Here is a 13,644-nt window from a genome sequence, read left to right as displayed (position 1 = left end):
ATTTATGCTATGGCTTTTCGTCTGTCAACTCAAATCCCCAGGTTCTTCCTTTTTCTGTCGCTGGTATTCCATTTACCATCCATATTGGCGCCTTAGCACCCTTAAGGTAATAATCAAAAAATTGCTGTTCTCTAATTTGAATGTCTTTTCTGTTTTGGCGAAGTACCAGGTTATGTGCTTCATTGTTATAATTTAAAAGCCATGCGGTCTTGCCAAGGCGTTTTAATCCAGTAAACATCTCTATGCCCTGATACCATGGAACAGCACCATCTGCATCGTTAGACATAATTACAACAGGTGTGCTAACTTTAGGCAGGGAGAATAAGGGTGAATTTTCTAAATACAACTCAGGCTTTTCCCACAAAGTTGCACCAATTCTGCTCTGTGTTTTTTCATATTGAAATTGTCTGTTCATGCCAGATTCCCACCTAATGCCTCCATAAGCTGAGGTCATGTTTACTACCGGCGCACCGGCCCATGCCGCAGCATACATGTTTGTGCGTGTAATTAAGTGGGCTACCTGGTAACCTCCCCAGCTTTGCCCTTGTAAGCCAATCTTTGTGCCGTCAACCCAGGTGTTTTTCTTTAAAGACGCTACGCCAGAATTGATGAATTCTTCAGCAGATCTTCCTGGATAACCGATTTCATAGCTGATGTCTGGTGCAAAAACCAGGTAGCCATTACTTACAAAATATGGAATGTTAAGTCTGGAAGGAGTAGGGGCGGGAGGTTGATAAGCATACAAACCATCTGAAAGCTTTTCGTAGAAATAAACGATCATCGGGTACTTTTTATTGGGATCAAAATTTTCGGGTTTATAAAGAATACCTTCGGATTTAAAACCTTTTGGGGTAGTCCATTTTATCAACTCTGCTGTTCCCCAGTTGTAATTTTGTTGTTGTGGGTTGGTATTACTCAGCTTAGTTTCCGTTTTCAAATCTACAGATGTATATACATTTGGAGAATTTACATAATTTGCTTTTTCAAATAGATAACGCTCGGCCTCCTTGGATTTCGTTAGTCCAGTAAATTTGAATTTTCCCATAACGGCAACTTCTGGGTTTTTACTATCCCCAATATTTTTGCTGTAAAAGCCAGTTTCTTTTGTAATATCATTAAATGCATCAAGCCATATTAACTGTTTTTTAGCTAGAAATCTGCTTTCCGGATCTAGCTGATCATACCTGAAAGTAATATTGTTCGTGCGTCCGTAACCATTCGTCATGTTTTTTGGAGTGTATTTTCCTTCGGGAGAGAACTCCCAAATATCATATTTGTCATATAATAAAATAGTTTTATCATCTTCAGTCCAGGCAGCTAGTCCATAGGGGTTAGGGTTATCCGGAACATCATTTTCTTCATCAACTAGTTTTACCGTCATTCCGGTATTTAACTGCGTCTTCTTTCCTGATGCAATAGCATAAGTAAACCAGTTACCTGTTGTCTTTTCAAAATATAGTACATACTTTCCTGAAGGAGATGGGCTGGCATCTCCCGCAAGCGACTCAATTATTTTTTTTCTAGCGCCTGTTTTTGTATCAACAAGATAATAATCTTTCAAAGTCCCAGCCGCCCATTGTGCTGCAATCCTATTTCCATAATCTGTATATGCCAAAACATTATCAGAATTTCCCTCGTCTATAAGTGTAGCTTCTGGCAGTTTCTGATCGGTTAAGGGAACAATTTTGGCATCGCTGTTAAATATTTCAATTGAGCTTAGGTAGGTTTTCTTCAATTCCCGATCAACATTTTTCAATTGCATCGGCTGCAAATAATCATCTTTATATCCCCAAATGTCTAGTTTTGCATTTTCAAAGTCTACTAGCGTGGTGTCCTTCGGTTGTTTAGTAGGAGCGATGCCAAAGAATAGCTTTTTTCCATCTTTACTGAAGTTTAATTTCCCATCGCCGCTTACCGACCATTTTAAAGGCATTCCTTTCATTGTGTTTTCTACCAAGACTTGAGCAGTATCTAAAGAAATTGAATTGTAATAAATGGAATAATCTTTTATCTCATTCTTCTCCGGACTTTGCTCACCCAAAAAGGCAAGTGCTTCACTGCCATCATCAAAGGCAAAAGTTTTATAATTACCTTTAGTGCTAACTAGTGTTTTAATGGTTCTCTTCTCTGTATTATAAAGATAAACCCCATTTGGTGCTGTTTTATCCTTCTTAGATCCTGTGCATGCGAAAACAAGCTGTTTTCCGTCTTTGCTAAATGCATACTCCGAAACAGATTTAAATGTTTTTTCGCTACCGTTGATTAAGTTTTTAATTATCAAATCAGTTCCTTCATTTTTTGAAGCTGCATTAGCATCGTCATCTGCAAGAAAGTCTGTCGCATCTTTTTTTATACCATCAGGCTTTGCAGATGAACTTTTTTTAGTGGTATCTGCAGGTTTTTCCAGCTGATAGGCAATAACAGGAGTACCATTTTGAGGGAATTTGAAAGACTTAACTCTTGGTATTTTTGTAAGTCCCATATTAGTGAGGTCCACTATACCTAAACTGTCTTTGGTCATCTCATCAGCCTTTTTCTTTTTTATCTTTGCTAGCCTGGTTTCAGAATAAATGGGTTTAATCGCAAAAGCAATGTATTTTGATTCCGGACTAAATTGTAAACCCTCTCCACGGTTGATTTTCATTTTTGCACCGGTAACCAAGTTATTTATATAAAGTATTGCATCACCTTCTTGCCGACTAATTGTAAATGCCGACCAAACTCCATTATTAGAAAGTTTTTTTAATGATACTGATTCCCATGAATCATAGACGCTATGGTCTAACGGTTTTTTCTGACCATAAGCAATGCCGGTAATTAATAACAGTGCTATTGTGAAATGTTTTTGCATATGAAGTTCTAAAAATTGGAGTTTAGAGCGGCTTTATAAAAATTGCAAAAAAAAACCGCCTAATAAACATTGTATGGCTTTTTTTACAAAGAGACATAAATGTGTAATAGAATAAAAGGCATCCCGAGGGATGCCTTTTATAAGTTACTTGTCTTTTTTCTGTTTTAGCTGATTTTGCTGGCGCATATAATCATCCAATCTAGACCCGAATTTAGATTTCTTTTTTTGCTCGGCAGGCTTAACTTTGTTTTCCTGCAAAGTTCTATGGATCTTTTCATCATCCACCATCGATTTAATTAAGAACTGTTGCGCAAAAGTTAGCATATTGGCAAGAAAATAGTAATAGTTCAATCCTGAAGGATAGCTGTTTAATACGCCAAGAAATACAATTGGCATAATATAACCAATGTATTTCATTTGACCTGTAGCTCCCGAGATCTGGTTGTTAAAATAGGTGTAAATTAATGTAGAAATTGTCATCAGGATACACATTAAACTTAAGTGGTTTCCAATAAACGGCAACTTAACCCCAAATTTAATAAACTCATCATAAGTAGATAGATCATGCATCCAAAGGAAGCTGTGTCCTCTTAGCTCAAATAAGTTCGGAAAAAAGAAGAAAAATGCCATAACAAACGGCAACTGAAGTAACATTGGTAAACAACCTCCCAATGGGTTAACACCCACTTGCTTATAAAGCTTAAGGTATTCTTGTTGTAATAAGGTTGCGTTATCTTCTCCTACCTTAGCTTTTATCACATCCATTTCAGGCTTAAGAATTCTCATCTTTGCCATAGATACATATGATTTGTAAGTAAGAGGAGACATGGCCAATTTAAGTGCCAAAGTAAGAATCAAAATAATCAGCCCATAGTTCCATCCAAAACCTTCTAAAAAGTTGAAGAAAGGCAATACTACCCATCGGTTGATGTATTTCAATGGCCAATAACCCATGTCGATCTGTTTTTCAAAATCATTACCTTGAGCCTTAAGTGTAGAAAACTTATTGGTGCCGAAATAAAATTTCATCGCATAACTCTGCTGTGCAAGCTGATTAAATTGCAGTTGCATATTAGCGGAATACCATTTAATCTGACCTGGCAGGGTACTCACTTTTACTTCCAGATCTCCTTTATCGAAGGGTACTGCTGGTAAAAGCACTGCAGAAAAGAAATGCTGTTTGAAAGAAAACCACTCTATTTTTCCTTCTTTCAATTCTTCTTTTTGGTCTTTTGCTACACTTAAATGATCAGGACTTTTATCAAAATACTTGTAATAAGGAGCAGAGTAACGTTGTTCATTAGCCACATCCTTTTCTTGCTGTACTAAAGTTGTTTCCCAGTTAAGGTTGATGGTATTGCCCTGAATTACCTGATTTAGTCCATTTAGATTGATAGTCATGCCAACGTTATTGCTGTTGGGTTTTAAATCATAAACAAACTCAATGTATTTGCCTTCAAGATAATTGGCACGCATACTTAAAGTAGAGGCATTAGTGGTAGCTGTAAAGTATAGATCATTGGTATTGATGATCTTACCACCAATATTAAGGTTTAGACCAAATTTATTTTCATTTCCTGAAAATAACACAACAGGTTTACCCTCAAAATTTTTCTCACCCTTTACTACTACTGATAGAATTCTACCTCCTTTATTGGTAAAACTTATTTTAAGACTTTCATTCTCAAGTGTTGAAACCGCATCGGTACCAACTATACTTTTACCAAAAGGTCCATTAAGCGTAGCGGAATCTACTGCTGCTACTGGAGCTGCTGCAGTAGGTAGAATGGCTTGTTTTGCAGTAGCTGCAGATTTTTGTGTCGAATCAGCCGCGATCCTTTCTTTTTCTTTCTTAATATCTGCCTCACTAGGCTTAAAAAAGTAGAAGGAACCAGCGAGAACGATCATGATCAGGAATAATCCTGTAAAAGTATTTCTATCCATTATTGTAATTTAAACGCGTATTATTTTATTTTCTTTTTCGCAAACTCAACCGCAGCGGCGACAAATTTAACAAAAAGTGGGTGAGGATTAGCAACTGTTGATTTTAATTCCGGATGGAACTGACCGCCAATAAAGAAAGGATGGTTTTTAAGCTCTACAATTTCTACCAGTTTGCTTTCTGGATTTAATCCAGATGCAATCATGCCAACTTCTTCATACCTTTCCAGGTAAGCATTATTGAATTCATAACGATGTCTGTGTCTTTCAGTAATATGTAATTTTCCATAAGCAGCATATGCTTTTGTTCCTTTTTTCAAGTCACAATCATAAGCACCTAAACGCATTGTTCCGCCTTTATTTGTAATGCTTTTTTGCTCTTCCATCATATTAATTACCGGATTTTCAGTAAGCTCGTTAATTTCAGTGGTATTGGCGTCTTTCAATCCAAGAACGTTACGTCCAAATTCAATAACAGCACATTGCATCCCAAGACAGATACCGAAGAATGGAACATTGTTTTCTCTTACATATTTAATGGAGTCAATTTTCCCTTCAATGCCTCTGCTACCAAAACCAGGCGCAACCAGCAGGCCATCTAAATGACCTAACTTTTCTTTTGCATTATCAGGATAAATGCCTTCAGAGTGGATGTATTCTACCCTAACTTTACATTCATTTCTTGCACCTGCATGAACAAACGATTCTGTAATAGATTTATAAGCATCAGGCAATTCTACATATTTACCAACTACGCCTATAACAACTTCTGAAATAGGGTTTTTTAGTCGCCCAAGGAAATCCTTCCAGCTTTCCATGTCGGGTTCATTCTTTTGTGCAAGCTTTAATTTACTAAGCACAGTTTTGTCAAGCTGCTCCTTCATCATTAATAAGGGAACATCATAAATGGTAGAAGCATCAATGGATTCAATAACCGCGTTAACGTTAACGTTACAAAACAATGCTATTTTCTTACGGATATCTTGGTTAATATGGTGTTCGGTGCGACAAACAAGTATGTCTGGCTGAATACCATATTCCAATAGTGCTTTTACTGAATGTTGGGTAGGTTTTGTTTTAAGCTCACCAGCAGCAGCAAGATATGGAACCAGTGTTAAGTGTATCACAATGGCATTATTTGCGCCTTCTTCCCACTTAAATTGTCTTACGGCTTCAATAAATGGTAAGGATTCAATATCACCTACGGTACCGCCTAATTCTGTGATCACGATGTCATATTTACCGCTTTCACCAAGGATACGCATGTTCCTTTTAATCTCATCAGTGATGTGGGGAACAACTTGTACAGTTTTGCCCAAGTATTCGCCCATTCTTTCTTTGTTGATCACGTTTTGATAGATGCGACCTGTTGTAATGTTGTTGGCCTGTGATGTGGGAACATTTAGGAACCTTTCGTAGTGTCCAAGATCCAGATCTGTTTCTGCTCCATCCTCCGTTACATAGCATTCTCCATGTTCGTAAGGATTTAGAGTACCCGGATCAATATTAATATATGGATCAAATTTTTGAATGGTTACACTGTAACCTCTTGCTTGTAATAGTTTAGCTAATGAAGCGGAAATGATGCCCTTTCCTAAAGAGGAAGTAACACCGCCCGTAACAAAAATATACTTAGTCATGTTTGTAAGTTTGTGATATTAAAGCAGTGTTTTTGGGCTGCTTTAATGTTTTTGTACGGGGTACAAAGCTAGTAAATAAAACCAATTTACCGGAATTAATAATGATTGTTGCGGGATACGTGTAAGGGCTTAAAGCTTAAAAAGTTACCAAATGATCTTTTCAAAATCCTGGACTGATCCTTCTATAATAGAAAATTAGAATAATAAGGTCAAAAAAAATGCCCGAATGAATCGGGCACTTCTAATAATATATTTGGTTAGAATATGTAAGTTTCTTTAAGGCAGGCTTATTAGGGCCCTTGGATGCCTTACAATGTTTAAACATACTACAATATTTATTATTATCATAATATTTTTTTAATTATTTCGTTTATGACAATTGTTAATACGTTTTAGCAGTGTCTTGAACAATATAGTTTATTGAAATCTTTTTTGTAATTGATGAGCTTTCTATTTTTTACAACAGTTGTAGTACACTTTAACTTTTTTTTCTTTGGTTGACCACGCAATATAGATTTTTTGTTCGGGGCCAAGTCTGTAAGAAAATCCGTTTAGGCTGCTTATCTTAAGTTCATCGTAAAAAGCGAGATCAGGAACATTTTTATCAGCTGTTTCATTTTCTGTCACCGCAGGCTCCATAAAATTTTCATCATCAAGGAAACGTTCCAGTTCGTTGTTAATAAATTCTAGCTTTTTTTGCTCTCTTTTAAGATCCACTGTGGCATGGTAATTCTTAAACAGATCGTTAGCGTTTACATCAAGACTGTAAATAACAGTTGCTTTTGAATTTGTTATGGTAAAATGAATGAGTTGTTCTTTAATTTCTTTCCCTTCCAGACTAACCTTAAAGGTATCGAGGCTTACTGAGTCACTAAAGTTCTTAACTATCTTTTTGTTAAAACCTGGCTCATGTATTTTAACTTCTTTCCCGCTGTTGCAAGAAGCAGTTAGAAATAGAAACGAACAAAGAAGTAAAGTAGCAGTTTTCACAAAATTTCGTTAATTTTTTTTAAATCTTCAGGAGTGTCTATTGCAATAGTTTCCAATTCAGTAATCCTTGTTTGGATATGGTATCCATTTTCAATCCATCTGAGTTGTTCCAGATTTTCATAGCTTTCCAATTTGGATGGAACTAGCCGGGTAATTTCTTTCAAGGCTTCTACAGTGTAGCCATATATGCCAATGTGTTTATAGAAATCTGAATTTAGTAACCATTCTTCCGGAGCGATATTTCTTAAGTAGGGGATGGTTTGTCGACTGAAATAAATAGCTTCAAGCCGGGTATTCACCACTACTTTAGGAATGTTTGGATTGAATAGGTCTGCATTGGTATTGATTTTTTTTATAAGCGTTGCAAGTTGGACTGTCTTTTCATCAAAACAGGAAGCAAGAAGATCAATTTGTTTTGGATCAATATAAGGTTCGTCACCCTGTATATTAATTACAGCATCAATATCACTCATTTTACTAATTACCTCTGCACACCTGTCTGTCCCGCTTACATGATCTGATCTCGTCATCAAATACTTTCCGCCAAACCTTGTAACTTCTTCCGCTATGCGTTCGTCATCGGTTGCAACTACCACATCAGCAAGGGACCGGGCTGATATCGCTTGTTCATATACACGCCTTATCATGCTTTTGCCTAGGATATTTACCAAAGGTTTTCCAGGAAACCTTGTTGATGCAAATCTAGCTGGTATGATCCCTATTATTTTCATAGTTAGAATAAACCGTTTATTTCTGCGTCTATTGCCTGTATTATGGTGCCGAGATCTTCTGGAGAATTGGTGAAGTCTAATTTGTCTTTATCCAGAATTAATAGATTGCCAAGACTGTAATCTTTTATCCAGGCTTCATATTTTTCATTCAATTTAGATAGGTAATCTATTCTGATACTCGCTTCGTATTCTCTTCCTCGTCGCTGTATGTTGTTCACCAGGGTAGGAACAGATGCTCGCAGATATACTAAAAGATCTGGTGGTTTAATAAATGAGGTAATGTTGGCGAAAATCGCCTTATAATTCTGATGATCGCGAGAAGTCATTAAGCCCATCTCGTGTAAGTTGTCGGCAAAGATGTGTGCATCTTCGTAAATCGTTCTGTCCTGAATTACATTTCTATTAAAGTTTTGTATATCCACAATTTGCTGGAAACGACTGTTCAAAAAGTAAATCTGCAAGTTGAAACTCCATCTTTTCATATCGCTGTAAAAATCCTCCAGATACGGATTGTTGTCTACCGCTTCGTACAAAGCCTCCCAATTGTAGTGCTTTGCGAGTAAACCGGTAAGGGTTGTTTTTCCAGCGCCTATGTTTCCAACTATTGCTATATGCATACTAAATATGTTACTGTTATTAAAATGTTACTGCTTAACCGCAGATGAAATCTTCGACTGGTGTGATAAGGTAGTTAATTTACTTTAAATCTTAAAAAGATTTAAAGCCAATAAGTGCCCGTACTTCATTGATTGTCTTTTGAGCACTTTCTCTTGCTTTTAATGCGCCTTGTTCTGCAACTTTTCGAAGGTAAGAACTGTCTTTTGAAAGTTCCTCAATACGTTCGCGTATTGGTGAATTGAAAATGATCATATCTTCTGCAATTTGTTTTTTGAAATCGCCGTAGCGGATGGCAACATTGTTGTATAGAGTATCGAAATGAGCTATCGTATCTGGTGATGAAACGATCTTCATCAAGTCGAATAGGTTTTGGATAGCCTCTGGTTTTTTCTGGTTCTCTATACTCGGACCACTATCTGTAACAGCTCTCGATAGTTTTTTCCGAATAATTTCTGGACTGTCTGACAGGTATATACAGTTTCCATCACCTTCAGATTTACTCATTTTCCCTTTTCCGTCCAGTCCGGGTACCTTAACCAGATTTTCTGCGTAATTAAAAGCAAAGGGTTCAGGAAAATAATCTGATATATAAAGTCTGTTAAAACGGTTCCCAAAGGTACGTGTCATTTCCAAATGCTGCTCCTGATCTTTACCTACAGGCACTTTTGTTGCGCGGTGGATCAGGATGTCGGCTGCCATTAACGCAGGATAGGTAAGCAATCCTGCATTTACATTGTCAGGCTGAGATCTGATCTTGTCTTTAAAAGAAGTACTTCTTTCCAGTTCACCCAAATATGCATTCATATTAAGGTAAAGGTAAAGTTCTGCAACTTCTGGTACGTCAGATTGTATATATATGGTACTCTGCTCTGGGTCAATGCCACAGGCAAGATATTCTACCAAAACATGTTTTACATAACCATGAAGATCTTGAGGGGTAGGGTGGGTGGTTAGCGAATGCAGATCGGCTATAAAAAAGAAACAATTGTAATCATATTGCATCTTCACAAAATTGGTAACTGCACCAAAATAATTTCCAAGATGCAACTTCCCTGTTGGACGAATCCCGCTAACTACTGTTTCTTTCATAGGGCCGAAATTAATAAAAAAGCAATAATTTGATCAGTTATAATTTCAATTTTTGTAATATTGAATTCATGATAAAATTTCTAAGACGTGCTCATTGGCTCTACTCCATTATTATCATACTTACTCTTTCTTGTCTTTTTTACCCTTTTTATTATGCATTTACAAGAAGTGAGCGGTTATACCTGCTGCTTAACTACTCCAGAAAGGTACATAGCTTTGTGTGCGCATTGCTGATTGGTGTAATTTTTAAGTTTGAATTTGAAGTTCCGTTAGAAAGAGACCAAACTTATATCTATTGTGCAAATCATTCTTCCAACCTTGACATCATGATTATGTGTGTTCTTGGAAATGGTAGGTTTCATTTTTTAGGCAAAGATGAATTGCTGAATAATCCGGTTTTAAAACTTTTCTTTAATACAATTGATGTACCTGTTAACCGTGACAGCAAGATGTCTTCATTCCGTGCTTTCAAAAAGGTGAGTGAAAACCTTGGTAAAGGCATGAGTTTGATGATCTTTCCAGAAGGTAAAATTGATGAGGAGCATTATCCACCGCAATTACTTCCATTTAAAAATGGCCCTTTTCGATTGGCAATTGAAAAAAACGTTCCCATAGTAGCTGTGACTTTAATAGATGTGTGGAAGAAAATGTGGGACGATGGCGCTAAATATGGAACCAGGCCAGGCATTTGCAAAATTTATGTTCATGCACCTATATCAACAGCCAATTTAACTATAGAAGATTCAGATGTCCTTAAAGACCGTATCTTTGCACTTATTAATAACAAGTACCATAATGATCATAGATAAGCAAACTATTGATAAAGTGGCAAACCTGGCCAGAATTGAGATCCTTGATAGCGATGTAGATACATTGATTGCGGATATGAATAAAATACTCACCTTTATGGAACAGCTTAATGGGCTTGATACAACAGGTGTAGCACCCCTTGTGTACATGAACGCAGAAGAGAATGTTTGGAGAGAAGATGTAGTTAAGCAGGAAATCTCAGTTGAGGATGGATTAAAGAACGCTGGCAAACATAATGAAAGCTTTTTCTTTGTTCCAAAAATTATTGAAAAATAGGCTAGTTGTAATAGTTGATCTAATCTGTAACATTGGGGGTAATCAGGCCGTCTAAAAATAAAAAGCAATGGAAAAAGCATTAATAAATGTTAAAGATATAGGCCGGAAATACGTAATTGGTTCAGAAGTAATACATGCGCTAAAGTCAGTATCATTAGATATTTTTAAAGGTGAATTTGTTGCATTGATGGGTCCTTCAGGTTCTGGGAAATCCACACTGATGAATATATTGGGCTGTCTTGATACGCCAAGCAAAGGAGATTATGTGTTAAATGGAATCAATGTGAGCCAAATGACCGACAATGAGCTTGCTGAAGTTAGAAACAAAGAAATAGGATTTGTATTCCAAACATTTAATTTACTACCAAGGTCAACATCCTTGGATAACGTTGCATTGCCACTGATTTATGCAGGCGCAAATAAAAAGGAACGTGATGAGCGAGCCCAGAAAGCATTGGAAAATGTTGGACTTGGTAATCGTGTTACGCATAAGCCTAATGAGCTTTCCGGGGGTCAGCGCCAACGTGTTGCTGTAGCTCGTGCCCTCATTAATAATCCATCGATTATCCTGGCAGATGAGCCCACCGGTAACCTGGATACAAAGACTTCTATTGAGATTATGGGGTTGCTGGAAGAGATTCACAGCAAAGGAAATACGATTATCCTGGTTACGCATGAAGAGGATATCGCACAGCATGCACACCGTATTGTTCGTATGCGCGATGGTCTTATAGAGAAGGATTATGCCAATACTGATATAAAAACGGTTTCTCCAAGGCTTTCTAATCTGGAAAAGCTGGGCAGCGATTTCGAGAAAATAGGCTAGTCATAATTCATGAAGATATATACTAAAACAGGAGATAAAGGACTTACTTCATTAATCGGCGGCACCCGTGTTCCTAAATATGATCTTCGCATAGAGTGTTACGGTACTGTAGATGAACTTAACTCTTATATAGGTCTAATTATGTGCCAGCAGATAGATCTACATTTTCAGGAGCTTCTAAAAGAGATTCAGGATAGGTTATTCACAGTAGGTGCCTATCTCGCTTCAGATCCACAGAAGTCAAGAATGAAAATTCCTGATCTTCACAATGTAGATATTACATTGCTGGAGCAGGAGATGGATCATATGAATAATACCCTGCCAGAACTAAAACATTTTATCCTTCCGGGTGGAAATACTGTCGTATCTTATTGTCATATAGCAAGATGTGTATGTAGACGGGCTGAGCGACTCGTTTTTCATCTGGCTTCTGAAACTGAGGTTGATGACAAAATAACTATCTATCTAAACCGACTTAGTGACTATTTATTTGTGCTTTCCAGAAAGCTTAATTTAGATGCTGGCACACCCGAAAATATCTGGTTACCAAGGGTTTAAAATAGTGGAAAAAAAGTTTGTTTTGCTCGCAATTTTTAATATACTTTTGCGGAATTAATTTAGAACTTAATAATATAAAAAATATGTATTGGACTTTAGAACTTGCATCCCATTTAGAAGACGCCCCATGGCCTGCAACAAAAGATGAATTGATTGATTATGGTATCAGATCAGGTGCCCCGGTTGAAGTTATTGAGAACCTACAGGCTCTGGAGGATGATGGCGAACCTTATGAGACTATTGAGGAGATTTGGCCGGATTACCCAACAAAAGATGATTTCTTCTTTAACGAAGACGAATACTAAACGATTAACGAAGGCCGCATACTAATGTGGCCTTTTTAATTTTTGGAACGATGATTGTTTATGAATTGTCATGGAAGTGTTTGTGCTTCCTTAAAATTTAAAATAGATTAACATTCTAAAAATTAAACGTTATGGGAAATTTACTTTATTTGGTTGCCGTAGTACTTGTTATCCTTTGGATCATCGGCTTTTTCTTTCAGGGCTTCGGACCAAATGTTGGTGGTGGCCTGATTCATATTTTATTGGTTATCGCAGTAATTGCTATCCTCTTAAAAGTGATTAATAGAGCAGCCTAATTACCGATTAAAATACAAAAAAACGCATCAGTTTAACTGGAGCGTTTTTTTTTGACCAAAATTGAAGCAATGTCTATATCCTCTGGATAAGTTATTTTGATATTTTCTCTTTCCCCTTCGATCATGTTAATAACAACTCCGCTACTTTCTGCCACACTCGCATCATCCGTAAAACTACTTTTGTAGGAAGATTGGTATGCTTTTTTTATGATGCTTAAATCAAAAGTTTGTGGGGTTTGTATCAAAATAAATTCACTTCTATCGAATGCTTGTGTAAATCCTTCTTTCGTTATTTTTCTTATAGAATCAGTGGGGTGTATGCCTGTAACGCAATTTCCTGTTTCTTCTGCTACCCTAAATGCCTTTGTTATTAGTTCTGAAGAAATAAGAGGTCTTACTGCATCATGAATTGCAACCATTCCATCACCCTCAATTTCCGATAAGCCATTTTTAACAGAAAAGAATCGTTGTTCGCCACCTTCTACCAACTTATGAGGAACAGTAAAGCTGTATTCTTCACACAATGAAAGCCAAAGATCGTTCATTTGGTGGTTTAACACCACAAGAATTTCAGGATTTAGGACACATCCATGAAATGCATTGATGGTATGCATCAAAACAGGTTTACCATCAAGAAGCAAGAACTGTTTGGGAATAGTATTATTCATCCTATTCCCAAACCCTCCGGCAACTATAATGGCATAGTAATTCAT

At 36.9% G+C, this 13,644-nt stretch carries 14 protein-coding genes; 6 read left to right on the top strand and 8 right to left on the bottom strand.

The window, feature by feature from the left end:
- Nucleotides 1-7 precede the first annotated feature (7 nt).
- From ACVWYN_RS13025 to trpS, 7 genes are all read right to left on the bottom strand, one after another.
- Nucleotides 8-2,851, bottom strand: a complete 2,844-nt coding sequence (locus ACVWYN_RS13025) for a S9 family peptidase (RefSeq protein ID WP_457289300.1) — start codon at nucleotides 2,849-2,851, stop codon at nucleotides 8-10.
- Nucleotides 2,852-2,995: 144 nt separating this feature from the next.
- Nucleotides 2,996-4,795 carry a membrane protein insertase YidC gene (yidC, locus tag ACVWYN_RS13020; protein WP_457289299.1) on the bottom strand — a complete coding sequence of 600 codons (1,800 nt, stop codon included), beginning with the start codon at nucleotides 4,793-4,795 and terminating at the stop codon, nucleotides 2,996-2,998.
- 20 nt (nucleotides 4,796-4,815) lie between these two features.
- The gene (locus tag ACVWYN_RS13015; RefSeq protein WP_457289298.1) at nucleotides 4,816-6,432 is read right to left on the bottom strand and encodes a CTP synthase; all 1,617 of its coding nucleotides are present in this window, start codon (nucleotides 6,430-6,432) and stop codon (nucleotides 4,816-4,818) included.
- Between the two features lie 450 nt (nucleotides 6,433-6,882).
- On the bottom strand, nucleotides 6,883-7,422 hold the full coding sequence (locus ACVWYN_RS13010; RefSeq protein ID WP_457289297.1) for a hypothetical protein: 540 nt from the start codon (nucleotides 7,420-7,422) through the stop codon (nucleotides 6,883-6,885).
- Nucleotides 7,419-8,153, bottom strand: a complete 735-nt coding sequence (gene kdsB, locus ACVWYN_RS13005) for a 3-deoxy-manno-octulosonate cytidylyltransferase (protein ID WP_457289296.1) — start codon at nucleotides 8,151-8,153, stop codon at nucleotides 7,419-7,421. Before kdsB ends, ACVWYN_RS13010 begins: the two co-directional genes overlap by 4 nt.
- Before the next feature lie 2 nt (nucleotides 8,154-8,155).
- Nucleotides 8,156-8,770: a deoxynucleoside kinase gene (locus tag ACVWYN_RS13000; protein WP_457289295.1), complete on the bottom strand. Its 615-nt coding sequence runs from the start codon at nucleotides 8,768-8,770 to the stop codon at nucleotides 8,156-8,158.
- Nucleotides 8,771-8,861: 91 nt separating this feature from the next.
- Entirely contained in the window at nucleotides 8,862-9,860 is a 999-nt protein-coding gene (gene trpS / locus ACVWYN_RS12995) for a tryptophan--tRNA ligase (protein WP_457289294.1), read from the bottom strand.
- A 68-nt stretch (nucleotides 9,861-9,928) separates the two neighbouring features.
- Between trpS and ACVWYN_RS12990 the strand changes: the two genes are divergently transcribed.
- From ACVWYN_RS12990 to ACVWYN_RS12965, 6 genes are all read left to right on the top strand, one after another.
- Nucleotides 9,929-10,669 carry a lysophospholipid acyltransferase family protein gene (locus ACVWYN_RS12990; RefSeq protein WP_457289293.1) on the top strand — a complete coding sequence of 247 codons (741 nt, stop codon included), beginning with the start codon at nucleotides 9,929-9,931 and terminating at the stop codon, nucleotides 10,667-10,669.
- Nucleotides 10,656-10,946 (top strand): Asp-tRNA(Asn)/Glu-tRNA(Gln) amidotransferase subunit GatC, encoded by a 291-nt coding sequence (gatC, locus tag ACVWYN_RS12985; protein ID WP_457289292.1) that lies wholly within the window; start codon nucleotides 10,656-10,658, stop codon nucleotides 10,944-10,946. The genes ACVWYN_RS12990 and gatC overlap by 14 nt, the downstream gene beginning before the upstream one ends.
- A 67-nt stretch (nucleotides 10,947-11,013) precedes the next feature.
- A complete protein-coding gene (locus ACVWYN_RS12980; RefSeq protein WP_457289291.1) occupies nucleotides 11,014-11,772 on the top strand; it encodes an ABC transporter ATP-binding protein in 759 nt (252 codons plus the stop codon).
- 9 nt (nucleotides 11,773-11,781) lie between these two features.
- Nucleotides 11,782-12,330, top strand: coding sequence for a cob(I)yrinic acid a,c-diamide adenosyltransferase (locus ACVWYN_RS12975; RefSeq protein ID WP_457289290.1), 549 nt, complete (start codon nucleotides 11,782-11,784; stop codon nucleotides 12,328-12,330).
- A gap of 83 nt (nucleotides 12,331-12,413) precedes the next feature.
- Nucleotides 12,414-12,635, top strand: coding sequence for a DUF2795 domain-containing protein (locus tag ACVWYN_RS12970; protein ID WP_008240955.1), 222 nt, complete (start codon nucleotides 12,414-12,416; stop codon nucleotides 12,633-12,635).
- A 131-nt stretch (nucleotides 12,636-12,766) separates the two neighbouring features.
- Nucleotides 12,767-12,931, top strand: a complete 165-nt coding sequence (locus tag ACVWYN_RS12965) for a lmo0937 family membrane protein (protein WP_457289289.1) — start codon at nucleotides 12,767-12,769, stop codon at nucleotides 12,929-12,931.
- A 32-nt stretch (nucleotides 12,932-12,963) separates the two neighbouring features.
- Here ACVWYN_RS12965 and ACVWYN_RS12960 read toward each other — a convergent pair whose 3' ends face one another.
- Nucleotides 12,964-13,644 carry a 2-C-methyl-D-erythritol 4-phosphate cytidylyltransferase gene (locus ACVWYN_RS12960; protein WP_457289288.1) on the bottom strand — a complete coding sequence of 227 codons (681 nt, stop codon included), beginning with the start codon at nucleotides 13,642-13,644 and terminating at the stop codon, nucleotides 12,964-12,966.

The organism is Pedobacter sp. UYP24, assembly GCF_054057295.1.
This window is presented reverse-complemented; position numbering and strand designations above follow the sequence as displayed.

Bases quoted from the DNA above. Each gene is read 5' to 3' on its own strand.
- ACVWYN_RS13025 (WP_457289300.1), bottom strand. From the start codon at position 2,851: ATGCAAAAACATTTCACAATAGCACTGTTATTAATTACCGGCATTGCT.
- yidC (WP_457289299.1), bottom strand. From the start codon at position 4,795: ATGGATAGAAATACTTTTACAGGATTATTCCTGATCATGATCGTTCTC.
- ACVWYN_RS13015 (WP_457289298.1), bottom strand. From the start codon at position 6,432: ATGACTAAGTATATTTTTGTTACGGGCGGTGTTACTTCCTCTTTAGGA.
- kdsB (WP_457289296.1), bottom strand. From the start codon at position 8,153: ATGAAAATAATAGGGATCATACCAGCTAGATTTGCATCAACAAGGTTT.
- ACVWYN_RS13000 (WP_457289295.1), bottom strand. From the start codon at position 8,770: ATGCATATAGCAATAGTTGGAAACATAGGCGCTGGAAAAACAACCCTT.
- trpS (WP_457289294.1), bottom strand. From the start codon at position 9,860: ATGAAAGAAACAGTAGTTAGCGGGATTCGTCCAACAGGGAAGTTGCAT.
- ACVWYN_RS12990 (WP_457289293.1), top strand. From the start codon at position 9,929: ATGATAAAATTTCTAAGACGTGCTCATTGGCTCTACTCCATTATTATC.
- gatC (WP_457289292.1), top strand. From the start codon at position 10,656: ATGATCATAGATAAGCAAACTATTGATAAAGTGGCAAACCTGGCCAGA.
- ACVWYN_RS12980 (WP_457289291.1), top strand. From the start codon at position 11,014: ATGGAAAAAGCATTAATAAATGTTAAAGATATAGGCCGGAAATACGTA.
- ACVWYN_RS12975 (WP_457289290.1), top strand. From the start codon at position 11,782: ATGAAGATATATACTAAAACAGGAGATAAAGGACTTACTTCATTAATC.
- ACVWYN_RS12970 (WP_008240955.1), top strand. From the start codon at position 12,414: ATGTATTGGACTTTAGAACTTGCATCCCATTTAGAAGACGCCCCATGG.
- ACVWYN_RS12965 (WP_457289289.1), top strand. From the start codon at position 12,767: ATGGGAAATTTACTTTATTTGGTTGCCGTAGTACTTGTTATCCTTTGG.
- ACVWYN_RS12960 (WP_457289288.1), bottom strand. From the start codon at position 13,644: ATGAATTACTATGCCATTATAGTTGCCGGAGGGTTTGGGAATAGGATG.